This is a genomic window from Maledivibacter halophilus (genome assembly GCF_900167445.1).
Taxonomy (GTDB): domain Bacteria; phylum Bacillota; class Clostridia; order Peptostreptococcales; family Caminicellaceae; genus Maledivibacter; species Maledivibacter halophilus.
Genome location: NZ_FUZT01000025.1, coordinates 1 through 25,113, shown reverse-complemented (window position 1 = coordinate 25,113; position 25,113 = coordinate 1). Strand labels below are relative to the sequence as shown.

At 32.1% G+C, this 25,113-nt stretch carries 26 protein-coding genes, 9 tRNA genes and 1 other annotated feature; of the genes, 5 read left to right on the top strand and 30 right to left on the bottom strand.

The window, feature by feature from the left end; translation table 11 throughout:
* The first annotated feature begins 34 nt into the window (after nucleotides 1–34).
* Both B5X81_RS25810 and B5X81_RS25805 read left to right on the top strand, forming a co-directional pair.
* A complete protein-coding gene (locus tag B5X81_RS25810) occupies nucleotides 35–1,225 on the top strand; it encodes a class-III pyridoxal-phosphate-dependent aminotransferase (RefSeq protein ID WP_079495902.1) in 1,191 nt (396 codons plus the stop codon).
* A gap of 8 nt (nucleotides 1,226–1,233) precedes the next feature.
* Complete coding sequence (locus B5X81_RS25805; protein WP_079495901.1) at nucleotides 1,234–2,094, top strand: DMT family transporter; 861 nt, start codon at nucleotides 1,234–1,236, stop codon at nucleotides 2,092–2,094.
* Between the two features lie 71 nt (nucleotides 2,095–2,165).
* On the opposite strand, the gene tyrS is transcribed toward B5X81_RS25805, so the two are convergent.
* Nucleotides 2,166–3,392: a tyrosine--tRNA ligase gene (tyrS, locus tag B5X81_RS25800; protein WP_079495900.1), complete on the bottom strand. Its 1,227-nt coding sequence runs from the start codon at nucleotides 3,390–3,392 to the stop codon at nucleotides 2,166–2,168.
* Between the two features lie 77 nt (nucleotides 3,393–3,469).
* Nucleotides 3,470–3,675 (bottom strand) — a binding site (T-box leader).
* A 305-nt stretch (nucleotides 3,676–3,980) separates the two neighbouring features.
* On the opposite strand from tyrS, the gene B5X81_RS25795 reads away from it, so the two are divergent.
* The gene (locus tag B5X81_RS25795) at nucleotides 3,981–7,007 is read left to right on the top strand and encodes a penicillin-binding protein 1A (protein WP_079495899.1); all 3,027 of its coding nucleotides are present in this window, start codon (nucleotides 3,981–3,983) and stop codon (nucleotides 7,005–7,007) included.
* Nucleotides 7,008–7,047: 40 nt separating this feature from the next.
* Here B5X81_RS25795 and B5X81_RS25790 read toward each other — a convergent pair whose 3' ends face one another.
* The 17 genes from B5X81_RS25790 to B5X81_RS25720 form a co-directional block, all read right to left on the bottom strand.
* Complete coding sequence (locus B5X81_RS25790; protein ID WP_330397457.1) at nucleotides 7,048–8,514, bottom strand: spore germination protein; 1,467 nt, start codon at nucleotides 8,512–8,514, stop codon at nucleotides 7,048–7,050.
* A complete protein-coding gene (locus B5X81_RS25785) occupies nucleotides 8,492–9,076 on the bottom strand; it encodes a stage V sporulation protein AE (protein WP_330397456.1) in 585 nt (194 codons plus the stop codon). The genes B5X81_RS25790 and B5X81_RS25785 overlap by 23 nt, the downstream gene beginning before the upstream one ends.
* Before the next feature lie 20 nt (nucleotides 9,077–9,096).
* The gene (spoVAE, locus tag B5X81_RS25780; protein ID WP_079495896.1) at nucleotides 9,097–9,453 is read right to left on the bottom strand and encodes a stage V sporulation protein AE; all 357 of its coding nucleotides are present in this window, start codon (nucleotides 9,451–9,453) and stop codon (nucleotides 9,097–9,099) included.
* Nucleotides 9,454–9,463: 10 nt separating this feature from the next.
* Entirely contained in the window at nucleotides 9,464–10,483 is a 1,020-nt protein-coding gene (gene spoVAD / locus B5X81_RS25775; protein ID WP_079495895.1) for a stage V sporulation protein AD, read from the bottom strand.
* A gap of 135 nt (nucleotides 10,484–10,618) precedes the next feature.
* Nucleotides 10,619–11,077 (bottom strand): stage V sporulation protein AC, encoded by a 459-nt coding sequence (spoVAC, locus tag B5X81_RS25770; RefSeq protein WP_244282250.1) that lies wholly within the window; start codon nucleotides 11,075–11,077, stop codon nucleotides 10,619–10,621.
* Between the two features lie 30 nt (nucleotides 11,078–11,107).
* Nucleotides 11,108–11,278, bottom strand: coding sequence for a hypothetical protein (locus B5X81_RS27980; RefSeq protein WP_208985142.1), 171 nt, complete (start codon nucleotides 11,276–11,278; stop codon nucleotides 11,108–11,110).
* Complete coding sequence (locus tag B5X81_RS27675) at nucleotides 11,275–11,427, bottom strand: hypothetical protein (RefSeq protein ID WP_170917614.1); 153 nt, start codon at nucleotides 11,425–11,427, stop codon at nucleotides 11,275–11,277. The genes B5X81_RS27980 and B5X81_RS27675 overlap by 4 nt, the downstream gene beginning before the upstream one ends.
* A gap of 95 nt (nucleotides 11,428–11,522) precedes the next feature.
* Nucleotides 11,523–12,305 carry an RNA polymerase sporulation sigma factor SigF gene (gene sigF / locus B5X81_RS25765; RefSeq protein ID WP_079495893.1) on the bottom strand — a complete coding sequence of 261 codons (783 nt, stop codon included), beginning with the start codon at nucleotides 12,303–12,305 and terminating at the stop codon, nucleotides 11,523–11,525.
* On the bottom strand, nucleotides 12,295–12,717 hold the full coding sequence (spoIIAB, locus tag B5X81_RS25760; RefSeq protein ID WP_079495924.1) for an anti-sigma F factor: 423 nt from the start codon (nucleotides 12,715–12,717) through the stop codon (nucleotides 12,295–12,297). Before spoIIAB ends, sigF begins: the two co-directional genes overlap by 11 nt.
* Nucleotides 12,718–12,748: 31 nt before the next feature.
* Entirely contained in the window at nucleotides 12,749–13,084 is a 336-nt protein-coding gene (spoIIAA, locus tag B5X81_RS25755) for an anti-sigma F factor antagonist (protein ID WP_079495892.1), read from the bottom strand.
* Between the two features lie 235 nt (nucleotides 13,085–13,319).
* Nucleotides 13,320–13,670, bottom strand: a complete 351-nt coding sequence (locus tag B5X81_RS25750; protein ID WP_079495891.1) for a phage holin family protein — start codon at nucleotides 13,668–13,670, stop codon at nucleotides 13,320–13,322.
* A 77-nt stretch (nucleotides 13,671–13,747) separates the two neighbouring features.
* Nucleotides 13,748–14,920, bottom strand: a complete 1,173-nt coding sequence (gene thiI / locus B5X81_RS25745) for a tRNA uracil 4-sulfurtransferase ThiI (RefSeq protein ID WP_079495890.1) — start codon at nucleotides 14,918–14,920, stop codon at nucleotides 13,748–13,750.
* A 4-nt stretch (nucleotides 14,921–14,924) separates the two neighbouring features.
* The gene (locus B5X81_RS25740; RefSeq protein WP_079495889.1) at nucleotides 14,925–16,085 is read right to left on the bottom strand and encodes a cysteine desulfurase family protein; all 1,161 of its coding nucleotides are present in this window, start codon (nucleotides 16,083–16,085) and stop codon (nucleotides 14,925–14,927) included.
* Nucleotides 16,086–16,317: 232 nt separating this feature from the next.
* Nucleotides 16,318–17,775 (bottom strand): sodium/pantothenate symporter, encoded by a 1,458-nt coding sequence (gene panF / locus B5X81_RS25735; RefSeq protein ID WP_079495888.1) that lies wholly within the window; start codon nucleotides 17,773–17,775, stop codon nucleotides 16,318–16,320.
* A 51-nt stretch (nucleotides 17,776–17,826) separates the two neighbouring features.
* Nucleotides 17,827–18,081 (bottom strand): YhdT family protein, encoded by a 255-nt coding sequence (locus B5X81_RS25730; protein ID WP_208985141.1) that lies wholly within the window; start codon nucleotides 18,079–18,081, stop codon nucleotides 17,827–17,829.
* 302 nt (nucleotides 18,082–18,383) lie between these two features.
* Entirely contained in the window at nucleotides 18,384–19,157 is a 774-nt protein-coding gene (gene thyX / locus B5X81_RS25725) for an FAD-dependent thymidylate synthase (RefSeq protein ID WP_079495886.1), read from the bottom strand.
* 85 nt (nucleotides 19,158–19,242) lie between these two features.
* Nucleotides 19,243–19,812 carry a 5-formyltetrahydrofolate cyclo-ligase gene (locus B5X81_RS25720; RefSeq protein ID WP_079495885.1) on the bottom strand — a complete coding sequence of 190 codons (570 nt, stop codon included), beginning with the start codon at nucleotides 19,810–19,812 and terminating at the stop codon, nucleotides 19,243–19,245.
* Nucleotides 19,813–20,216: 404 nt separating this feature from the next.
* Here B5X81_RS25720 and B5X81_RS25715 point away from each other — a divergent pair, with 404 nt between their 5' ends.
* Nucleotides 20,217–21,215, top strand: a complete 999-nt coding sequence (locus tag B5X81_RS25715; RefSeq protein ID WP_334293322.1) for an asparaginase — start codon at nucleotides 20,217–20,219, stop codon at nucleotides 21,213–21,215.
* Between the two features lie 95 nt (nucleotides 21,216–21,310).
* On the opposite strand, the gene B5X81_RS25710 is transcribed toward B5X81_RS25715, so the two are convergent.
* From B5X81_RS25710 to B5X81_RS25700, 3 genes are all read right to left on the bottom strand, one after another.
* Entirely contained in the window at nucleotides 21,311–21,760 is a 450-nt protein-coding gene (locus tag B5X81_RS25710; protein WP_244282249.1) for a nucleoside recognition domain-containing protein, read from the bottom strand.
* Between the two features lie 96 nt (nucleotides 21,761–21,856).
* Nucleotides 21,857–22,276 (bottom strand): nucleoside recognition domain-containing protein, encoded by a 420-nt coding sequence (locus tag B5X81_RS25705; RefSeq protein ID WP_079495883.1) that lies wholly within the window; start codon nucleotides 22,274–22,276, stop codon nucleotides 21,857–21,859.
* A gap of 137 nt (nucleotides 22,277–22,413) precedes the next feature.
* Complete coding sequence (locus tag B5X81_RS25700) at nucleotides 22,414–22,701, bottom strand: hypothetical protein (protein WP_079495882.1); 288 nt, start codon at nucleotides 22,699–22,701, stop codon at nucleotides 22,414–22,416.
* 140 nt (nucleotides 22,702–22,841) lie between these two features.
* Here B5X81_RS25700 and B5X81_RS25695 point away from each other — a divergent pair, with 140 nt between their 5' ends.
* On the top strand, nucleotides 22,842–23,861 hold the full coding sequence (locus tag B5X81_RS25695) for a ribonuclease H-like domain-containing protein (protein ID WP_079495881.1): 1,020 nt from the start codon (nucleotides 22,842–22,844) through the stop codon (nucleotides 23,859–23,861).
* A gap of 97 nt (nucleotides 23,862–23,958) precedes the next feature.
* On the opposite strand, the gene B5X81_RS25690 is transcribed toward B5X81_RS25695, so the two are convergent.
* The 9 genes from B5X81_RS25690 to B5X81_RS25650 form a co-directional block, all read right to left on the bottom strand.
* A tRNA-Phe gene (locus tag B5X81_RS25690) sits at nucleotides 23,959–24,034 on the bottom strand.
* 56 nt (nucleotides 24,035–24,090) lie between these two features.
* Nucleotides 24,091–24,167, bottom strand: a tRNA-Ile gene (locus tag B5X81_RS25685).
* A gap of 75 nt (nucleotides 24,168–24,242) precedes the next feature.
* Nucleotides 24,243–24,319: transfer RNA gene (locus tag B5X81_RS25680), tRNA-Ile, on the bottom strand.
* 27 nt (nucleotides 24,320–24,346) lie between these two features.
* Nucleotides 24,347–24,423: transfer RNA gene (locus tag B5X81_RS25675), tRNA-Pro, on the bottom strand.
* A 59-nt stretch (nucleotides 24,424–24,482) separates the two neighbouring features.
* A tRNA-Trp gene (locus B5X81_RS25670) sits at nucleotides 24,483–24,558 on the bottom strand.
* Nucleotides 24,559–24,730: 172 nt separating this feature from the next.
* Nucleotides 24,731–24,807 (bottom strand) — tRNA-Ile (locus tag B5X81_RS25665).
* 7 nt (nucleotides 24,808–24,814) lie between these two features.
* Nucleotides 24,815–24,907: transfer RNA gene (locus B5X81_RS25660), tRNA-Ser, on the bottom strand.
* A gap of 6 nt (nucleotides 24,908–24,913) precedes the next feature.
* Nucleotides 24,914–25,002: transfer RNA gene (locus tag B5X81_RS25655), tRNA-Ser, on the bottom strand.
* A gap of 10 nt (nucleotides 25,003–25,012) precedes the next feature.
* Nucleotides 25,013–25,088 (bottom strand) — tRNA-Lys (locus tag B5X81_RS25650).
* Nucleotides 25,089–25,113 lie beyond the last annotated feature (25 nt).

The window sequence follows — 25,113 nt, the reverse complement described above, 5'->3', positions numbered from 1 at the left end:
AAAGAAAATTTTAGCAAAGAAAGGAGATTATAACATGCGGAATATTAAACTGAAACACATATTGAATTGTCATCCAATTATTAAGACTGATATCATAGAAGGAAAAAATACAATACTACTCAGTGATGACGGTAAAAAAATTATTGATTTTGAGGCTGGAATATGGTGTACAGCTTTAGGTCACAGCAATTCAAAAATTAATTCTATTATAGTAAAGCAAATAGATAAAATTATGCATTCACACTACAAATTGACTTGTAATATTTCAGATAATTTAGCGATGAACTTGCTTAAACTTTTACAGTTTCAAGATGGAAAAGCAGTTTTTTTGAGCTCTGGTAGTGAAGCAGTAGAATTAAGCATGAGAATTTCAAAATTAGTTTCAAATAAAAAGAAGGTTTTGACTTTTTCTACTTCATATTTATCTGCATATTCCAGCACTAGTTTTCCTCGTGATAATAATCTATGGACTGAAGTAGATTTCTTAAAATGTAGTAATTGTTCAAATAAAAAATGTACAAATTACTGCAGTTTATTAAGAAATATTAACTTTACAAATATATCAACCTTCATTCTAGAACCTGGCAATTCAGGGGGGAGAGTCTTACTTCCTCCATATAATTTAGTGGATTTTCTATCAAATGAAGTGAAAAAGCATGGTGGTTTAATTGTGGCTAATGAAGTTACTACAGGCTTTGGAAGAACAGGAGAATGGTTTGGTTTTAACCATTATAATCTTAAGCCAGATATTGTGGCATTGGGAAAATGTCTTGGTAATGGATATCCAATTAGTGGTGTTGTAATGAAAAAAGAAATAGCCAATCAAATTGAAGAACAAAATTTCCATTATGCTCAATCACATCAAAACGACCCACTAGGCTGTAAAATAGCAAATGAAGTCATAAGTATTATAAAAGAAAATAATCTCATTGCTCGTTCAAAAAATATTGGTGAATTTTTCTTAAATCAACTAATAAAACTTCAAAACTCCTGTGAAATTATTAAAGATGTTAGAGGAAGAGGACTTATGCTTGCTGTTGAATTAAAAATTAAAGATTCCACTGAAATAATATGTGAAAAAATGCTGGAGAAAGGATTTTTTATTGGAACAACTCCTGCTAGCAATATTTTAAGGTTCTATCCAGCCTTAACTATTTCTAAAAAAGACATTTTAAATATGTGTATGGCTCTAGAACATGTACTTAAAGAAGTAATCATGAGGTAATTGGATATATGGATAAGAATAGAAAGAAAGCAATGATATATCTTATAATTACATCGGTTTTATGGAGTATTGGAGGGTTATTTATTAAACTGATAGATTGGAATCCTCTGGCAATTGCTGGAGCTCGAAGCGGCATTGCAGCAGTTATCATGCTAATTTATCTAAAGCAACCAGTAAAATTTTCTGGAAAATTCAAGCTTTTAGGTTCATGTTCCTATGCATCACTGTTGATACTTTTCGTTACTGCTAATAAGCTTACAACTTCGGCAAATGCAATATTATTACAATTTACAGCTCCAATTTGGGTTGCATTATTTTCTATTTGGTTTTTAAAAGAAAAACCTCAAAACTCTGATTGGATTACAATAATTCTTGTGATGTTTGGAATGCTCCTATTATTTATCGGTGATTTAAGAAGTGGTAACATTGTAGGCAACTTCGTTGCAATATTAAGTGGAATTGCAATGGCAGGAATGGTAATATTTTTAAAGCTTCATGTTGATGGTTCGCCTGTAGAAATGACTTTAATTGGTAATATAATTGTCTTTGCAATTGGTTTTCCCTTCTTTTTTAAATCTGTTCCAAATTTTAATAGTATCTTAGGACTTTTAATATTAGGAATATTTCAACTTGGAATTTCATATATTTTATATGCAACCTCCATTAAATATGTATCAGCTATTGAAGCAATTTTAATCCCTATTATTGAACCTTTACTTAATCCTATATGGGTATTTCTATTTACAGGAGAATCACCGGGTATCTATGGAATTATAGGAGGTGCCATTGTTATCGCCAGTATAATCACTAGAAGCTTATATGAGGAGAGAAAAAATATACTTTCTAAAAAGAATTTCAAAACCAACTAATATATCTATAGGAGCCCTACTATTAATAATTAAAGATATATATCTATGATTATTAATAGGAGGGCTATTATTTACACTAATCTTACTTGATGGTATACCTTCTTGCCTTTTTTAATAAGGAGCTTTCCATCCTTAAAATCTTCTTCCTTAATCAAAAGAGTAAAATCTTTAACTTTCTCACCTTCTACCGATAATCCATTTTGTCTTATCAATCGTCTTCCTTCACTTCTTGATGAAACAATATTAATTTTGTCTAAAAGTGTTAATATTTCCATACCCTCAGAAAATTCCGATCTTGGAATCTCTGTGTAAGGAATATTCTCATCATTTGCTCCTTCACCAAATAGTGACTTTGCAGCATCTTGAGCCTTTTTAGCTTCCATTTCACCATGAATAAGCTTTGTTACTTCAAAAGCAAGTATTTCCTTGGCCTTATTTATCTCTGAACCTTCTAATGCACCAAGCCTTCTAACCTCATCCATTGGTAGGAATGTAAGTAACGCCAAACACTTTTCTACATCAGCATCATCAATATTTCTCCAGTATTGATAAAAATCATAGGGAGATGTTTTTTCCCCATCAAGCCACAATGCACCTGATACCGTCTTTCCCATTTTTTTACCTTCACTATTGGTTAAAAGGGTAAATGTCATACCATATGCTGGCTCCCCCTTTACTCTTCTGATAAGGTCTGCACCTGATATAATATTTGACCATTGATCGTCTCCACCCATTTGTAATTTGCATCCATATTTTTCATGGAGCTGTAAAAAATCATAGGACTGCATTATCATATAGTTAAACTCTAAAAAGGATAGTCCTTTTTCCATTCGAGCCTTATAACACTCTGCTGTAAGCATTCTATTAACTGAAAAATGCCTTCCTACCTCTCTTAAAAATGGAATATACTCTAAATTCATAAGCCAATCAGCATTATTTACCATGATAGCCTTATCTTCAGAAAATTCAAGCATATTAGATACCTGTTTTTTAAAGGCATCTCCATTTTTTTCAATTTGTTCTCTAGTTAACATTTTTCTCATATCAGTTTTTCCCGATGGATCACCTATCATAGTTGTACCACCACCGATTAGGAAAATAGGCTTATGACCAGCCCTCTGCATATGGGCCATTACCATTATTTGGATAAAATGTCCTACGTGTAAGCTGTCAGCAGTTGGGTCAAAGCCTATATAAAAAGTAACAGATTCTTTTCCTAAAAGTTCACGAATCTCATCTTCATGGGTGGTTTGCTTAATGTACCCACGTTCCTTTAAAACATCAAAAACATTCTTCATAATAATACCTCCAATTTTTAGAATTGATTATGGTTAAACACCATTAAAATTTAAAATAATAAAGGCCTTCTCATCTTTCTAAGGACGAGAAGGCCCGCGGTACCACCTTAATTTACATTAATATAATGCCTTTAACTACGATAACGGGTAGAATCCGTCAAAGCTTTTGGCTTTGAAGCTCCAGAGTGTAATTCATTATCCCATGTACTGAAGACCTTTCACCAACCGGTCCACTCTCTAATTGTAACCACGGGAAACTACTAAATTCCTTCATTGCCTTTAATTAGTGTGAATATTACCCTTATACTACCATAATATATTAATAATAACAAGAAATTTAATTAAAAATTTTTAGAAGTCAAAGTTTTTTAACTTTATTTTAAGTTAATTAAATCATATAGCTTCATATACTCTTCAAATTCATATTTATTAAAATTTTCTTAAATTTATTATGGAATTAACAATCCCCACAGGATATGATATAATATCATCTATAGTTTACACTATTTAACCCAGACTATTCATTAAATTTTTTATTCTTCTACTGGGTTTAGTGCCCTTTTATACAAATTAGGGAGGTAATTGTATATGAGTGAAAGTAATAACCGTAGATCCAACAAATCTAAAAAAAGCGAAAAGAAAGCTAAAAAAAAGAATCGGATAGTCCTATTCTTTCAAGTAGCATTTTTAATTGCAATTGTTCTTGGATTTGTTGGTCTTGGAGTAACAGCAGGTATTGTTAAAGCAGCATTAAAGGATGTACAGCCTGTAGATCCATCTAGAATTCCTTCTAGGCTGGATGAAAACTCAGTAATTTATGATAGTAATGGAAACATATTGGAAAAAATTCAAAGTGATGGTTTAAGAACTGTAGTTAAATATGAAGATATTGATGAAGATTTAAAAAATGCATTTCTTGCCACAGAGGATAGAACCTTCTTCGATCATAAAGGTTTTAACTTCAAAAGACTAGTAGGAGCTGCCATTGAAGGTCTTAAAACGAGAAGTATGCCCAAGGGTACCAGTACCATAACCCAACAATTGGCTAGAAATATTTACTTAGCTGAAATTAAAAGTGAAAAAACCCTTACAAGAAAAATTAAGGAAGCATATTATGCAATTCAAATTGAAAATGCTCTCCTGAAGGAGCAAATATTTGAAGCTTATTTGAATACCATATATCTAGGAAGCGGAGCAAAAGGTGTTCAAGCTGCTGCCCAAACATATTTTTCAAAGGATGCAAAGGATTTAGATTTGGTAGAATCCGCTTTAATTGCAGGAATAACTTCCAGCCCTTTGAAAAATGCACCAATAACAACCATAAGAAAGGACAAGGTTACAGAAGAGCACTACATATTAGATGATAGTAGTGAGATGTATACCATAGTTTTTAATAATAGCTGTATAGACAGATACAAGGCCGTTCTTTCCTTTATGAAAACTGAAGGTTATATAACCGAGGCTCAATATGAAGAAGCCAAAAATGTAGATTTAAAAACTAAACTCAAACCGGGCAAGCTTAAAAATACTGATATTTCTTCATTCTTCACCGATATGGTTAAAGACGAAGTAATTGATTCTCTCATGGCAGAAATGGATATCACAAGGGAAGAAGCAACAAACATGCTATACACACAAGGGCTAAATATCTACAGTACATTAGACCTAGATATGCAAACTAAACTTGAAAATATTTATGTGAATAATAAGAATTTCCCTCTATTATCCCTTAGAAAAGATGGGGCTGGAAATGTAAAGGGAACGACAGGATCTATCATATTATACAAAAAAGAAAATATTATAACTAATGACAATAATTTGAAACTATTTAAAAATGAGTTTAAATATAATGATAATGGGGACTTGGTATTACTTAAAAATAGAAAATTAGATTTTATTCCCATCAAGGAAGATGAAAAACTTATTAGTATCCAAATAAAACTAAGTGATACCTATGCAGTAAATGATGCAAAGGAAATGTTTATTTACAAAGGTGGTTCAGTTAAAATACCATCACAATTTAAATCCTTTGATAATCAAAAAAACTTAGTGATAAATAGCGAGTTCTTAAACTCTAATCCTGAATTCTTTAAAAAAGATGGAGAAGGAAATCTACTTGTATCAAACGAAAACTACAGTATAAGCTCAAAGGGTACAGTACAACCCCAATCTTCTACTGTAATAATCGACTACAGAACAGGAGCAGTTAAAGCTTTAATTGGTGGAAGAAATATAACTGGACAAAAACAATACAATAGAGCCTTAAGTCCAAGACAACCTGGTTCTACAATTAAGCCAATTGCTATTTATACTCCTGCCCTTGATAACGGCTGGACAGCTGCATCTATTATAGACGATATACCCCACTATGATGCCAAGGGAAGAAGATGGCCTAAAAACTGGTATAACCATCAAGAATATCCTTATAGAGGGCTTATGACCTTAAGATACGCTGTACAATGGTCTACCAATGTTCCTTCTGTTATTGTTTCAGAAAGAATAGGTGTTTCTACATCCATTGAATATTTGAAAAAAATGGGTATTACTAGTTTGGTAGAATCCGGTCCAAGAACCGATACGAATTCGGCAGCCATGGCCTTAGGCGGTATGACTAGAGGTATTTCACCCTTAGAATTAACAGCAGCCTTTGGAAGCTTAGCTAATAATGGAGTTCATATAAAACCATATTCATTTACAAAAATTACCGATAGAAACGGCAATATCATAATAGATAACAAACAACAGAAAAATTTGGTAGTAAATCCACAAGTGGCTTTTCTAATTACTGATATTATGAGAAGTGGAGTTGAAGAACAGGGTGTTGCAACAAGGGCTAGATTGAAGCAGAATATCCCCGTGGCAGGTAAAACCGGTACAACTTCAGACAAGATCGACGCATGGTTTGTAGGCTATACTCCTTACTATGTGGCAGGAGTATGGATTGGTAATGACCTGCAAACACCACTACCTAATGGGAGTATATTAGGTGCTCAGCTTTGGAAAAAAATTATGGATGAAATCCATGAAGGTTTACCTAATAAAAATTTCGAAAGGCCAGATGGTATAATAACAAAAATGATCGATACAAAATCTGGTAAGCTTGCCACTGATCTTTCAAAAGAAGCCGGCGATGTGAGGAATGAATACTTTATAAAGGGAACAGAGCCAACTGAATATGATGATGTTCATGTTAAAGCAGTAGTATGCTCAGAAAGTGGAAAGCTTGCAACATCCTATTGTCCAGATGAATCAATTGGATCACAGATATTCATTCGAAGACCGGTTCCATATAATCCAGAAGAACATGGTGGAATTGTTCCTAGAGATTATGGTGAACCTCCAACTGAATACTGTGATATCCATACATCAAATTATAATAACAACAATATTCCATCCATCGATGATTTGCCTTTAGGCACTATAGTTTTACCAAATGGTACCAAAATATTGCCCGATGGAAGTAAGCTCCTTATAGATGGAACTATTGTATATCCCGACGGCACCATTAGAAAACCATCAAACAATAAACCTACTGAAAATACAGGAGAAAATGATACAAACAACTCAAACATCGTAGAGACCGATGAAAATGATGTTATAGACAGCAATGAATAGTATATAAAAGCCATGGTGATATTAAGTCTACCATGGCTTTTTATTGTGGAGTTTCTTCATCGGGAGGAGCTGCATCTTTATCAATGGTTTTTAAAAAGCTTGGTCTTCTTTTTACTTCGGGAATAGGCTTTCTTGTAAGTATAGTAGACAAAGCTTTTCTATTAAATGGTATCAAAGGCCATGTATACCTTAAATCTCCAAAGGATTTTGTTGTAATAAATACAATACATATAAAAATTAAAGATATTAGGAAACCATATAATTTAAATATTCCAGTAGAAATTAATAAAATCAGCCTAAAAATTCTTATGGCCATGGAAAATTCAATACTTGGTGTTGCAAACATTCCCAATCCTGCCACTGCCATATAAAGTATTGTTTCTGGTATAAACCATCCTACTTTTATTGCATATTCACTTAAAATTAAACCTCCAATAATTGCAAGGGATGTGGATAAAACATTAGGAGTATGTATTGAAGCTATTCTTAAAAGATCAATACCAAATTCAAGAATTATAAATTGAATTAATAATGGAATTTCTCCAGTTTTTCTAGGTCCTAAAAATTCAAGCCACTCGGGGAAGCTTCCCTTGTAATACACAAGCAAAAGCCACAAGGGTGGTATTATAAGGGAAAATATTATTCCAGTAAACCTTATCCATCTAAAATATGTTCCAACTGCAGGATTCTGATAATAGTCCTGGGCATGCTGGGTAAAATGAAACATTGTTACAGGAAGAATCATAACACTTGGAGAATTATCTACAATAACTACTATATGCCCTTCCATAAGATGAGAAGCCGTTACATCGGGTCTTTCTGTATATCTTGCCTGAGGCAAGGGATTCCAGTTTTTTCCCATTATAAACTCCTCTAATGTCTTTTCTGTCATTTCCAGAGCATCGGTGTCAATTGCATCTATTTTACCTTTTAATTCATTAATTAGATTTGGATTTGCTATATCTTCAATATATCCTATGACTACATCTGTCTGAGACCTTTTACCAACCTTTGTTATTTCAAACCTCAAATTAGGATCTCTTATTCTTCTTCTTATTAATGCTGTATTAAATACTAAGGTTTCTGTAAATCCATCTCTAGCACCTCTGGTTACCTTTTCAAGCTCCGGCTCTTGAAGCCCCCTCACAGGATAGCTTCTTACATCTAAAATAATCGCCTTATCTTCTTTGTCTATTAATATTGCCAATGCACCGGAAAGAACCATAAACTCCAATTGTTCAAATTCATTTGTAGATTCAACCTCTAAATATGCTATTTTTTCTTTCATTAGCTTCTCAATAGTATTTGGATTTATATCTTCTCTTTCTAGCCCCTGAAGAGTTTTCTGTATAAACAGCATTATTTCATCCTTTGCGAAACCATCTATAAATAGTAATGAGGCAGCTCTTCCCCCTATCTTTACCTCTCTATTAACTAAATCAAAGCTCTTCGATATCCCCATTTTCTTATCTAAAAAATCAATATTATCTTTTATTTTTTTTGACAACCTCATTTTTACTTCCACTCCTATTAATTACTTCTTCAAGTGCTTTTGTAATAATTGGCGCTCCTATTTCACAATCATCCTTTCCATTCATTTTACCTATGTCTCCTATGCCTATAATTAAGGGAATATTGCATTCACCTAATACATCCACAGTATCTCCAAACAAAGTTTTCTTATCTGTTTTTTCCCCAAATTTATCTACTGCACCATCTACTATTTTCCCTTCAGCTGTTATTGAAAAATCCACTTCTACACCATTTACATAATGAGTATTAGATGCAACAGCAATTACTCCCAAAATTTCAATATCGGGATGCCTTGCAACATATTCTAAAGCCAGTTCTCCTTTTCCCATCCTATTATGTCCTCTATCATCTACCATAACAACTACTGGATCATTTTTTGCTTCTTTTATAAAATCAACAATCTCTTTACCAATTATTGGTGTTGGATTTCCTGCTGATTTTGAGATACATCTTCCACCTATTTTTGTTGTAGCTGTTTCCACAGCTCTTTTAGCAAATCCATCACCATCTGTTACTATTATTACTTTTCTTTTCATCATTAGTCCCTTCTCTATAGTTATTTTTTGCTTTTAGGATTAAATATTACTGCCATAATATAACCAAATACAACAGCTGCAGCAACTCCTCCTGCAGTTGACTGTATTCCTCCTGTAAACGCTCCAATGAGCCCCTGACTTTTTACAGAATCTATAGCTCCCTTTGATAGAGAATATCCAAATCCAGTTAATGGAATTGTAGCTCCTGTGCCTCCAAAATCAACTATAGGTTCATATATACCAAGGGCTCCTAAAATAGCTCCAGATGTAACAAAGGCAACTAATACATGAGCTGGAGTAAGCTTTGTTCCATCTAAAAGCAATTGTCCAATTACACAGATTATCCCACCAATTATAAAAGCTTTTAAATAATCCATTCTTTACCTCCTAACTTCCCTGGTTTATTATTGAAACAGCGTGGGCAATACCTGGTATTGATTGCCCCTGTTGTGTACTTGTAACAGACAATAATGCTCCTGTAGAAATTAAAAGCACCCTATTCAAATTTTTCTTCATTAATTCTTTATAGATATATCCACAAAATACACAGGCTGAACATCCACATCCGCTGCCACCGGCATGGGTATCTTGGGCTTTATTATCAAATATCAATAAACCACAATCGTTATAATTATTTAATATATTGTAACCTTTATCTAAAACCAATTCTTCTGTGATTTCCTTTCCAATCTGGCCTAAATCTCCTGTAACAATTAGATCATAATAGTCTGTTGAAAGGCCTGTATCTTCAAAATGTTTGACTATTGTATCCGCAGCTGATGGAGCCATTGCAGCCCCCATATTATTAGCATCCTTTATACCATAGTCTACAACCTTGCCAGTGGTGACATAATTTATTATTGGCCCATTTCCATAGGAAGAAAGTACAGCTGCTCCAGCTCCTGTAACAGTCCAATGGGCTGTAGGTTTCCTTTGATTTCCGTGTTCTAATGGAAATCTAAATTGTCTTTCCGCACTACTAAAATGACTTGAAGTTACAGCTATTAAATTATCAGCATATCCTCCATCAATAATCATAGAACCTAAGCTTAAAGATTCTGTCATTGTAGAACATGCTCCATACAATCCAAAAAATGGTATACCTAAATCTCTAGCTGCAAAGGAAGCCGACATTAATTGATTTAGCAAATCTCCCGAAAGCATATATTCCATATCAGATATTTTTTTATTAGAATTTTGTATTGCAGCTTTAACAGTTTCACGGAGCATTTTACTTTCTGAAAGCTCCCAACTCTTTTCTCCATAAAGATCATCCTTTAAAACAACATCAAAATATTCACTAAGTGGACCTTCTCCTTCTTTAGGTCCTACTGTGGTTGAAGTACCATTAATTATAGGGGGATTATCAAATTTTACAGTTTGAGATCCTATCTTTTTTATTGCCAAAGCTTATGCCTCCTTATTTGAAAAACTTGTATAATTAGCATTATTAATTTTAAAATACAATATGCAGATAACTTGCCTGATTCTCTCTACTACATTTTGTATTTTAAAATTCTTTACATCTATTATGCAATTTCCTCATTTATTAAAAAAGTAGTAAAGTAACCCAATTATAACTGAAGAACCAAATCCATAAACTAAAACTGGACCGGCTAAACTAAACATTTTAGCTCCAACACCAAGAATATATCCTTCTCTTTTGAACTCCATAGCAGGAGATACAATTGAATTGGCAAAGCCTGATATTGGAACTATCGATCCAGCACCAGCTTTTTTTCCAAGCTTATCGTATATTCCAAGTCCAGTTAAAAATGCACCTAAAAATACCATTATTATTACTGTAACAGTATTCGAATCTGTTTTATCTAAACCAGAGTTTTTTAAACCATTCATAATCCCTTGAGCTATGGCACAAATTACTCCACCTACCAAAAATGCCCATATACAATTTTTAATATAATTAGGCTTAGGCACCTTTGCATTAACATATTCCTTATATTCTTTTTCTTTATCTACATTTGTTATTTGTTTTTTCAACTTAAAACCTCCATTTACAAATAATAGCATTTATCGGTAAAAAGATTTGTTTTTAACATTGTGCAAACTCTTTTTAGTATCTATTCTAGTAATATCTTTATGAATAATTAAATCATAGCACTCATGTCTCTTTTCTTTATCTTCAATGCTTTCCAGGAATATTAAATTTCTATTTATATTCTTAATATAATTTATATTCATAAAACATCATCTAAAATTTCATTAAAAACCAGTTTAGCAGAAATGGGCCTATTTATTTTCACTTTATTATATACATAATAAAATGATGTTGCAGAAACTATAACTAGTAAAAGAATTACTATTTTTCTTTTATTAATAAACTTTTTCACATTATCACCTCAATATATGTTTTAGTTATAGTATTAACCATATTGCCTTTTATTAATTCCAAAAAAAAATAAAGACATGATTTATCATATCTTCATCATGTCTTTTCAAGTATATTTTTCATAATACCTAATACTTTCTTTTCGATTCTTGAAACTTGTACTTGAGATATACCTAAGCTCTTAGCAATTTCAGACTGAGTTTTATCCTTAAAGTATCTTAGTACAATTATCTGTCTTTCTCTAGGCTTCAATTTATTTAGTACTTGCTTTAAAGCAATATTATCTATTATTTGTTCATTAGTATCGGTTTTTGTTTCACTTATTTTATCAATTAGATGTATTGGTGAGCCATCATTTTGGTGTATAACATCATATAAATAATCTGGTTGTATATTTGATTCTAAAGCTAATATAATTTCTTCCTTGTCTATATTCAATTCATCGGCTATTTCATTTATAGTAGGTTCTCTTCCAAAACGTTTAACTAAACTTTCTTTAGTGTATTTTACTTTGGTGGCAGTTTGTTTTAAGTTTCTACTTACCTTAATAATACCGTCATCTCTCAAAAACCTCTTAATTTCTCCCACAATCATTGGAACTGCATAGGTAGAAAATCTTACCCCATAACTTGAATCAAATTTATGTATTGCCTTTATCAAGCCAATACTTCCCAATTGAAATATATCATCTCTTTCGTATCCTCTATTATCAAATCTACTAACTAAGCTCTTTACTAATCCTAAGTTCTCATCAACTAAAATAGCTTGAGCTTCTTTATCACCTTTTTGTGCCTTTTTAATCAATTCTATTGTTCTTTCTGTATCAAAATTACTATTTTTCTTAAAAGAAGCTGTCACCCCATAACATCTACTCCTCATTTTCTACAACCTTTATTGTTTTTATCATATTTATTTTTGTTCCTTTACCTTTTTGTGATTCAATAGAAACTTCATCCATAAATGTCTCCATAACAGTGAATCCCATACCAGATCTTTCTAATTCTGGTTTAGAAGTATATAAAGGCTGCCTAGCAAGTTCAATATCATCGATACCATTTCCAAAATCTTCTACTACAATTTCTATAGTATTCCCCTTTATTTTGCATTCTATAACTACTTTTTCTGTGGAGCTGTCATAGCCATGAATTATTGCATTTGTAACTGCTTCTGAAACAGCAGTTTTAATATCAGCCAATTCTTCTATGGTTGGATCTAATTGAGCCACAAAGGAAGCAACAACAACCCTAGCAAATGATTCATTTTGAGATTTACTTAAAAACTCTATTTTCATATAGTTTTGATAATTCAATATATTCACCCCTTTACAAATTAGCTAAAGCTTCTTCTTTGCTATTGTACTTATGTATAATCTTATACATTCCCGCCATTTGAAAAATCCTGTCTACATGGGGATTGGTATTTACAACTCCAACTTTTCCCCCTAATTTGTCTATTTTTTTAAATCTTCCAATGACAACTCCTATTCCTGAGCTATCCATAAATTTCATATTTGACAACTCAAAAATTAAGTTCTTGATATCTTTTAAATCAATGGAATTATCAATGTCTTCTCTCACTTCTTCAGCAGAATGATGATCCAATTCTCCATCAAGATAAACAATTAATGTATTGTTTTCTACCTCTAATTTAAGCCTCAATCAAATCCCTCCCATGTTTTAACTTATTTTATAGATCTACCCCAATAAAACTCAAATCTTATTCCAGTGAAAAAATATGAAATTTTAATTTATAATATTTGAATATATTCCACTATATTAGTATTCTTTAATTTATAATTTTTTCCTTCAATGAAATTTAGCTACTTTTGTAATATATGCTTCTAATTTACTCAAAATATAAAAAATGGTGTCGATTGACACCATTTAAATCCACTTAATCGTCTTTGACTCCAAGAAATCCTGTTATTATTAGATTGATAATACTTAAAACAACTGAAGCTATTATTGCTCCAAACAATCCAGTGACTCTAAAGCCAGGTACAATACCTGCACTTAGCTTTAATACTATACCATTGACTACAAATGTAAATAACCCCAGAGTTATTATATTAATCGGCAAAGTTATAAAAATCAAAAGGGGCTTTATAATTGTATTTGCTATACCTAATATAGCCGCTGACCACATAGCTGTTAAAAAACCTGTTAAATAAATATTATCAAAAAGCTTTGCAATGACATATATTGATATTGCCATGGATATCCATCTAAGTATAAACTTTCTCAAAGCTTTGTTTTCCCCCTCTCTTTAGTTTCTCAGTCACATATCTACATAAAGTTTTACTTGAATCTCTATAATTCCTTTTAATCCTCTGGTTTTACAGTAATAACTTCCATATTATTAATTGCATCACTAATTAACCCCTCAACATCAAGCAACTCCTCGGATTTTAAAATCCTTTCCAGCCTTGGCTTTGTAACAGGCCTATCGGGTAAAAATACCGTACAGCAATCTTCAAAGGGTAATATAGAAGTCTCATAAGTATCAATTTTTTCAGAAATTTTTACAATATCCATTTTATCCATAGCAATTAATGGTCTAAACACAGGCATGTTTACTGCAGCATTAGTTACATTTATACTTTCAAGGGTTTGACTTGCAACCTGTCCAATACTTTCTCCTGTAACTAAAGCTTTACACTTTCTTTCCACGGCTACTCTTTCGGCTATAGCCATCATAAATCTTCTAGAGAGTATAGTCATCTCTTCAGCATGACATTTTTCATTAATAGCTTTTTGTATATTTAAAAGATTGACTGAATGCAATCTAATCTTTGTACAGTATTTACTCAATATCCTAGCTAAATCTATTACCTTTTCCTTGGCCCTGTCGCTTGTAAATGGATAGCTATGATAATGTATTGCTTCTATCTCTACACCTCTTTTGGCAACAAGCCAGCCTGCCACAGGACTATCTATACCTCCTGAAAGCAGAACCATGGCCTTTCCTCCGCTCCCATAGGGCATCCCACCAAAGCCTGGGATCTTTCTTGAATATACATATGCCTTGTCTCTGACTTCTACATTAATTCTAATATCGGGGTTATGTACGTCCACCTTAAGACCGTCAATATGTTCTAATATATAACCTCCTACAGTCCTGCTGATTTCAGGAGATTTAACGGGAAAATTTTTATTTGCACGCTTAGTTTCTACTTTAAAGGTTTTTATTCCTTCTTCTACGCATTCTAGAGCCTGCTTAAGGGCCACCTCACATATTTTCTCCATATTAGCTTCAAAAATATATGCAATACTTACAGAAACAACTCCAAATATTTTAGTAACTATTTCTATTATATCCTCTTCATCATAATCCTCTAAATCTATATAAAGTCTGCCATGGGACTTATAGACTCTAATATCTCCAATTTGTCTTACTGATCTCCTTATATTCTTTAAAAGAGTATTTTCGAAATAGGGCCTATTTAGCCCTTTGAGGCTTATTTCTCCATATCTAATAATAAGTACTTTTTCCATCCTCTCATCTCCTACCAATGACTTTTCTTAAATCTTCAACAGACTTCTTTAAATTTTCAACAGTATAATCAATTTCTTCCTCAGTATTCTCAGGACTAAGGCTAAATCTTATTGCTCCTTCCATTTCATCATTTTCAAGTCCCATTTCCTTTAAAACATGGCTAAAGGTCTTTTTTTTGGAAGAACAAGCAGAACCCGTTGAAACATATATATTTTTTTGCTCTAAAGTATGGATTAAAACCTCTCCTCTAATTCCCTTAAAAGATATATTCAGAATATGGGGGGCTGAATTTTCATCTATATCACCATTTATTTTAATTTCTTCTAAATTTTCTCCTATTTCCTTTGCCAGTTTCATTTTTAAACCTTTCATTTTTTCAATATTTGAATCTATATTTTTCTTTACTAGGTCTGCAGCCACTCCAAGGCCAAGAATTCCAGGTACATTTTCTGTACCGGATCTTAATCCCAGCTCCTGATTACCGCCAAAAACTATTGAGTTGATTTTGGTCCCCCTTCTAACATACAAGGCCCCTATTCCCTTTGGACCACTTATCTTATGACCACTAATAGACATTAAATCTACCTTGAGCTTCCTTAAATTAATTTTTATTTTCCCAAAGGCTTGTACAGCATCTATATGTAATATAGGTTTATTTTTTCTATTTTTAATTATTTTAGTTATTTCAGGGATTGGCTGTATAGTTCCTACCTCATTATTTACATACATGATGCTTATAAGTACAGTATCTTCCCTTAATGATTTTTCAAAATCATTTATATCTATTAATCCATTCTTATCTACATTCAGATATGACACTTCATATCCATCTTCCTCCAATGAATTAAATACATTTAAAACCGAAGGATGTTCTATCTTTGTAGTAATTATATGTTTTCCTTTTCTTTTATTTCCCTTCAAGGCTCCCAAAATAGCAAGGTTATTGGACTCTGTCCCCCCTGAAGTAAAGTATATTTCCCCTTCATCAGCTCCTAATGCCTTTGAAATCTGCTTTCTTGCTTTTTTAATTAGTTTTTCTATTTCTACTCCTTTCCTATGTAGAGATGAAGGATTTCCATAATACTCCTTCATAGATTTAACCATTATATCTATTACTTCTTCCTTTGGCTTTGTAGTAGCACTATTATCTAAATAAATTTCCATTTTAAACACTCCTACAACATTATATTCTTTCCATATTTTATCTTACTCAATAGTTTTTGTAAAGAGTTAGGTTGTATTCAAATATTTTTTAAATAATGAATTCCCCTTTAGTATATTTATTATTTGAATTTCTAAGCTTTCTAACTGTCTAAAGGTATTTAGAAAGTAAAAAAAGGAAGTGTTTGCCACTTCCCATTAATAATAGGTTCTATAATAAACTTATACATCGTCATTAGCCAAAAAATAAATTAATTGTACCCTCATCACTTTTTTTGCCTATAAAGCTCCCTATTACAAAAGCTGCTAGTGAAATTAGAACAGTGGGCACTATTTGATGCATTCCTAGCCAGTTGATTTTCAAAATAGTAAAATAAAAATATGCTCCTACTCCAGTAACCATTGATAATAATGCTCCCGTTGAGTTTGCTCTCTTCCAGTACAATCCTAATATTGTAGGCCATAAAAATGCTGCTTCAAGACCACCAAAAGCAAATAAATTTATCCAGACTAATAATTCTGGAGGCTTTATTGATAAAATAAAAACTATAATTCCTAGAATAGCTGTTGTATAAAAACTTAATTTGCTAATCTTTTTAGATGATATATTTTTCCCACCATAATTTATATATATATCTTTAATAATTGTAGCCGAAGCTAGTATAAGCATAGAATCAACTGTTGACATTATTGCTGCAAGGGGACCTGCAATAAATATTCCGGCTATAATTGGATGTAATACCTTCAATGTTATAGTTGGTACAGCCAGATCTCCTACTTCTATATCTGGTATTATAGCAGCTCCTAAAACTCCTATTAAATGCATGCCTATCATCAAAAATCCAACTACAATTGTGCCTATAATCATGGCATTATGTAGTGACTTTGAATCCTTAAAGCCCATACACCTTATAGTTGTCTGAGGTAAACCCAATACTGCAAAACCGACTAAAACCCAAAATGATAATATGAAAGGCTTTGCTATAGAGCCTCCTGAATCTGGAGTTAATCTTGCAGGATCCATTCTATATAGAGATTCCATTATATTATCTAACCCTCCACCAGCCTTTAGAACTGCAGCAAATAGAAAAATAGTAGCAAAAACCATTACAATCCCCTGTATAGCATCTGTTAAAGCAACTGCCCTAAATCCGCCTACAGCTGTATAAATCACAACAGTAATTCCAAATATTACAAGACCTACAATATAGGGATATCCTGTAACCGTTTGAAACAACCTGGCTCCCCCAACAAATTGTGCTATCATAGACGCCGAAAAAAATATAAGTATAGCAATTGATGATAATATTACTACTGCATCACTTTTATATCTTGCTCTTAGATACTCAGTTACTGTAACGGCACCTATTTTTCTTGATATTATAGCAAATTTTTTACCTAAAACACCTAAAGTGATAAATGCTGTAGGTACTTGAATCATAGCAAGGAGCACCCATCCAAGTCCTAAATTATAAGCAACACCAGGACCACCAATAAAGCTGCTAGCACTTGTATATGTTGCTATAAGAGTCATAGCAAGAACGAATCCACCAAGACTTCTTCCACCAATAAAATACTCCTGTAAAAATCCTTCTTCCTGTACCGCAGCAGACACCTTATTGCTACGGTATGCTATATATAACATTATAGCTAAATAAACTATCATTGGTATAATTATTTGACTATTTCCCATGTTAACCTCCTTTTTTTAAGGCTTAAATTTGCCTACAAGTATTTTGAAAATTTAATCCTCATCAAAATCAACTTCAACAAAAAATTTTTTTACTACAAACCACAATAGCAAGCATATGACTACATATCCTAATATACAGCTGTAGAAGAACCAACCTGGAAATCCGAACACATATGAATACTGAGAAGGTTCTTTTGAGCCTAAACCATATGCAAATACATACCACCACATAAAAAAGAAAATATATAGCCCAATAGTTATTAAAGCTTCTCTTCTTAAAATTTTATTTTTTTTCTTACTATCCAACATTTACCTCTCCTTTCCTTCAATCTTAAAACAATAAAAAAACCCTTTCTAAGCCTATTTTGCACAAAAAGACATAGAAAGAGTACTAATAACCGCCAAAAACTTTATGAAAAAAAGTTTTTTAACAATAACATCTTCTGTCTCGGTCCATAATAAAGGCTCAGAGCAGATTAATAAAACTATTTAGTTTTAAGATTTAAATATAATATGGTATAGTTCATATACATGATACTACCCAGTTTAATTTTAACATATTAAAATAATATCTTCAATTTACTTACAGAAATTTATGACTCTAAATATTATAATTTATTAAATTTTTCTCTAACCTCATTTATTTTGCCACAAGTCATATTCCCTTCCGGACAAGGATTGTTTAAACAATTGGGACCCGAATATTTAAATAAAGTCGGAGCCACACTTTTTACTTGCCTAAGCATCTCAATAGCTAATTCTCTGATTTCCCACTGAGCTCTATTACAACATCTATGTTTAAAAAAATTAAATAAAGCCCTTGCATTCATAGTAAAAACAATTTTTGTTTCACATGCATTTGGAAAAACATATCTTGCATCTTCAATAGATTTTTTCTCTGCATATCTCTTAGCTTTCTTTTCACTATAGCCTTCTTCAATATATCCTTGATAATGCTTTTTAAATAGTAGCTTTGTTAGCTCATCATAGGCCCTCTGATCCTTTTTCATAACTTCAATAAATTTATCCTTTGCCTCTGGGATACTCTCAATAGCAGGTGGAATTATGTATTCGAACTGATCCAATTTTACATATCTTTGTGACTGCTGTGAATAAGAACATCCAATCCTATGTCTTACCAATTGATGAGTTAGCACTCTGCTAACACCTTCAACAGCAAAGGTAAAGTTAACATGTTCAATTGGCGATTCATGGCCCATGCCCATTAGCATATCTAAAAATTTATCAATACTTTCATCATTTAACTTCTCTTCTATTTTATCAACCCCAACTGAAGAATAACAAAGCTTGGCAGCTGAAGCAACTAATTTTTCAGCATCTGGAGTATATCTCAAAAGATTTACCTTTAATTTTTTACACATATTGTAACCCCCTAATATAATTGTCTTCATAATTATAACATATAGGTCTGATAGTCTAAAAGTAATAATATAATGGTAAAGGATTTCAAATTATTCTTTTTTCAGTTATTATACACTTTACTGGCATATCAAATTGATCAACAGGTACTTTATCAACAACTTGATAATCATAACATAGGGCAATTGTCATAGTAGAGCTTCTTAATCTCTTAAGAAATCTGTCATAATATCCACCACCAAAACCTATTCTATTGCCATCAATATCAAAAACTACTCCCGGAACTATTACTAAATCTATATTTTCGACATTTACTTCCCTCATGCTTTTTATATCTGGTTCTTTATATCCTAAGGAATTCAATATGAGTTCCTCATGGGGATTTCTAACTTCACTTGGTATTATTTGTCTTTCTTTTTTTATAGTAAAGGGAACAATTATTTTCTTTCCTCTTTTCAAACAGTATTCCATCAAATTATATGTATCAACCTCATTATTAAAGCTGAGATAAATCATTATATTTCTACTCTTTTGAAATATTTCTTGATTCTTTAACTCTGATATTATTTTCTCACTATATTCTTTTGCATCAGCTTCTTTCATTGATTTTCTTTTTTTTAACATATTTTTTCTTAAAACATCTTTACCATCCATCATATATTCCCTCTCTCCTTAAAAAATTCAGATAATATTTTTATGTTAATTTTACACTACATTTTTAAAATACTAAAGACCTTTTCTTTATTTATCATTGATTTTATTATATTCAGGTTTATATTTTAAATTTTTAAATATTTTTCTACTTTTTTTGACATTTTTCCTTGCAATCATTGTCGAATTTTGTTATAATTTTGTTGTGGTTATCCCCCTGGAAAACCTCAATCATATAATCTCTATTCCCAATACCCCTAGCAAAAGATTTACCACGTGGTAAATCTTTTGCTTTTTTTTGTCAAAAATACGCTTTAGAACATTATATTTCTTAATTGTTCTTAATAATCTTTTATTTAATCCAGATATTATTATATAATAGGGTTGTAAATAAGTTGGTCAGGAGGTTTATTATGTCAAATAAAAAGGTAGCTGTTATTTTTACCGGTGGTACGATATCAATGAAGGTTGATCCTAGAATTTCTGCTGCTATTCCAGCTTTATCAAGTGAAGAGATTATGTCTATGGTCACAAATATTGATAGATTTGCTGATATTGAAATTGTAGATTTCGAAAGAATACCAGGTCCTCATATGACACCAAAAAAAATGATGGAGTTATCTAAAATTACTAAAAAATTAGTTGAAAGACAGGATATTGATGGCGTTGTAATAACCCATGGTACCGATACTTTGGAAGAAACAGCATTCTTAATGGACCTAAATAACTTTTCAGATAAACCTATAGTTATTGCCGGGGCAATGAGAAATGGATCTGAATTAGGGTATGATGGCCCAAGTAATTTAGCTGCAGCAATATGTACTGTAATATCAGAGCAAGCAAAAAATAAGGGTGTACTGGTGGTTATGAATAATGAAGTAAATGCAGCAAGCGAGGTCACTAAAACCCACACCCTTAGTCTTGATACCTTCAAATCTTTAGAATTTGGACCACTGGGAATAGTAGATAATGATGAAGTAATTTTTTATAGAGATATTGTAAAACATCATCATATTGAAACAGACAAAATCGAAGAAAAAGTATATCTTATTAAAAGCTATGCTGGAATAGATTCGAGTTTAATTAATTTTTGCATCGATAATGGAGCTAAAGGAATCGTTATTGAAGCCATGGGAAGAGGAAACCTTCCACCAATGATGGTAGATGGTATTAAAAATGCTATATCTAGAGGCATAAAAATAGTCTTAGTATCTAGATGTCCCATGGGGAGAGTTCTGGATTCCTATGGTTATGAAGGGGGAGGAAAAAATCTAAGAAACCTAGGGGTTATATTTGGTGGCAGTCTCAATGGTCAAAAAGCAAGGATAAAACTAATGTTAGCCCTTTCTATTACAAATGATATTGAAGAAGTTAAGGAGATATTTGAAAAGGATTTTTATACAAAATAAGAGAGGTATCCCCCCTCCTATTATATAGATTGTACGCTTGTAAAGTTTGATTTTATGAGCGTACATATATGGTCTCTATCTTATGTAACTATTCTTTATTCATTGGTGGTAGGCAATTTCTTTGATATTATAATGGTTAAAATTAATGCAGTTACTAATCTCATGGTTAATAATAAGAATCCATTTGCTCCAACTGCAACAAAAATCAATGTATCTTCGATAACAGCATGACAGCAAACTAGGAAAATACTAACAAGAATTAGGCTTCTCTTATCTAAATTTCCTTCTTTTGCATTTTGTATTATTATACCGGCTCCATAAGCTAATCCAATTACCAACCCTATAGCTAAAGGAAAAGCAGATTCTTTTGATACTCCTAACCATTTAGTTAAGGGTTTACAGAAATCTGATATTTTATCAAGTAATTTTAAATCCTTTGCAATCTCCATTGCAATCATAAGTGGAAATACTATTATTGCTATATTAAAAACAGATTTTAATCCTCCAATTAGCCCCTCTGATATTACAGAAGTCATGTCAATCATAAATAATACTCCTCCTGCTCATAGTAATTTTTAAAACCCCTAAATTACATTTCAAATTAAATATTTAAATTTATTAATTTCATGCTAATCTACCTTTTAAAGTATCAAATTCATCATTAATCCAGAAAGAATAGCTAATCCTATTCGTATTGACACAACAACTATTACACTAACCCCGATTTTTTTACTAACAGCTGTTTCAATAGGTAATGCATGGGAAAAAGATAGCATAACAGCTATAATAGTTATTTGCTTTGCTGTTAATACTAGGGAAGCTATTACTCCAATAGCAGCATAAATATTAAGAACATTTCCTAGAACCAAAACAATAGCTGCTTCACCAGGCAAGCCAAAAACCTTCATTAAAGGCTCAAAATAACTGGCTACATAGCTTAGTACCTGAGTATGTTTCAATATAGTAATAATAAAATATACTGGTATTATAACCTTCGCCAGTTCAGCTACAGTATTTAAACCATTTTTAGCACCTCGTTTGATAGTATCAGTTTTAATCATATAGTTCCCCCTGTTTTAGGCTTTTGTGAAGTATTAAGGCAATATACTATGCAAAGATAATAATACCATAAATAGTAATAAATATTCAATAGAAGAAATCGTATAATTATCTCAGCTTATTATTTTTTTATCTTCTTTTAATTATTTTCTTTAATCTTTAATATTTCTTTATTTATTTCTTCAATTTCAATTTCTAAATCTTTTATTTCATTACATATTGTTGTAATTGCATTCATTTCAACTTCATTTTTCTGACTCCATTTATAGATTAAATCCCCAAGATATAGCTTCTTTCTTCTAATTTCTTTTTGTATTAACTTTATATTTATTTTATACTCACCTATTTTCAAAATGGAATCTCCCTTTTTAGAAATATTGTTAGCTGTCTCAAATATTTTTTCGGAAATATCTTTACCCTTATCCAAATTATCATCTCCTTTAATATCATTATATTCACAAATGTTTTTTCAGTTTAATCTTAGCAGTATTTTGATGTATAATATACACAAAGTAATAAATTTTGAGATAAATAAAATGAAATATCATAAGATCTGGAGGTAATATAATGGATATAATCACTAACACTTTAAATAATTACAATAAAATTCCAAACATCTTAACTAATCTCTTAAAAAACAAAAATTTCGTTCTTTTTGATATTGAAACAACAGGATTAAATCCTCATTACAACAAAGTTATTTTAATTGGTATTCTTTATCTAGAAAAACATAATATTATAATAAAACAATTCTTCTGCAACAATTCTAATGAAGAATTAGAAATGCTTAAATCCTTTATTAATAGTTTCAATAACTTCCAATTATACATCACATTTAATGGAAGTACTTTCGATATCCCCTTTTTAAATAGACGTTTTTCCAAATACAATTTGGACTATAGAATAGATCCTTATCTAAATTTCGATTTATATAAATTAGTCAGAAAGAACAAGAATTTGCTCAAATTGAAAAACTGTAAACTTAAAACTGTTGAGAAATTCCTAGGTATAAATAGAAAAGACACCATAGATGGAGCTGAAAGCATTAAGCTATATAAAAAATATGAAATCAGTAAAAATAATGATTTAAAAGAAAAAATTTTACTACACAATTTCGAGGATATATTACATCTTTTACCTACACTGAATATTATAAATCATATTGATAAGGATAATATTATAAATAGTTTTCCAAAGGAGTTTTATTTACATAATAAAGTTAAAATTAGAATTACAGATTATAAAATAGAAAAGGACTTCTTAGAAGTGTCAGGAAGATATTATGGAGATTTAGATCAAGATTTTATTTTTTATAATCATAATTATAATTTTAGTCTACTAAATCAAGATAACCAGCTCAAGCTTAAACTCCCATTATTAAATATTAATGCTAATAATGACAAAACATATTCATTCTTTAATTTGAATGAATTGAACTATAAAAATTTTAACTTTTCAAAAATGAATAACGAAGAAAAACTTAAATATGTAGTTAAAAAAGGAAATCAAATAAAACATTCTAATATTTATGATTTTATCAAAGATTTTTCTTTTCACATTTTAAAACAAATATATAGACATCAGTAGATGATTCTACTGGTAGAATCCTATATAGTAAGTTATAGCATTACCCCAAAATTAAGGATAATAAAAAAACTATATGCAATTGCATATAGTCCTTTTTTGGTGCCCAGAGGCGGAATCGAACCACCGACACGGGGATTTTCAGTCCCCTGCTCTACCGACTGAGCTATCTGGGCATATAGGTGCAAAGTGTAAGTTTTTTGTTAATTTCTCACCTTATGCTTCCATAAAATGGTGGGCCTTCAGGGACTCGAACCCCGGACCTGCCGGTTATGAGCCGGACGCTCTGACCAACTGAGCTAAAGGCCCCCAGTAATTAATAACCCATATTAATTTCTATGTTCTCAGCAAAACCTCATACAAACTTAAGAAGCTTTGCCTACTTGGTGGGCTTAAGTGGACTTGAACCACCGACCTCACGCTTATCAGGCGTGCGCTCTAACCAGCTGAGCTATAAGCCCAAGTAATAATTCTAGGTTTTTGTATCATGGTCGGGGTGGCAGGATTTGAACCCGCGACCCTCTGGTCCCAAACCAGATGCGCTACCAAACTGCGCTACACCCCGTCCTTGGGTAACATTTTCATTGCTTTTTTCAGTTGCTTTTTAACTTTTTGCTTCTGAATTGGCAGGGGTGGCAGGACTTGAACCCACGACATACGGTTTTGGAGACCGTCGTTCTACCAGCTGAACTACACCCCTTTTTTTACATAATGGGAGTCTGAAACATGATAAACTGCAATATTGATAATTGTCAACTTTCTTGTTTCTAACCTCTCCCAAGGTAATATTTTTACCTATTGGTAAAACCACAAAACTTTTCAAAACCTAAAGGTTTGTTAGCAAGCTTTGTTAAATTAAAATTTCACTAAAATGGTGGGCCTTCAGGGACTCGAACCCCGGACCTGCCGGTTATGAGCCGGACGCTCTGACCAACTGAGCTAAAGGCCCCTATACTTGGCGGAGAAAGCGGGATTCGAACCCGCGCGCCGGTAAACCCGACCTAACGGTTTAGCAAACCGTCCTCTTCAGCCTACTTGAGTACTTCTCCACAGCTTGGCGGAGGGGGTGGGATTCGAACCCACGGCCCCTTGCGGAGTCACTGGTTTTCAAGACCAGCTCCTTAAACCACTCGGACACCCCTCCACTTCTAATTTGGTGACCCATCCGCGACTCGAACGCGGGACACCCTGATTAAAAGTCAGGTGCTCTGCCGACTGAGCTAATGGGTCAATTTAACTTATAAATATTTTAAAT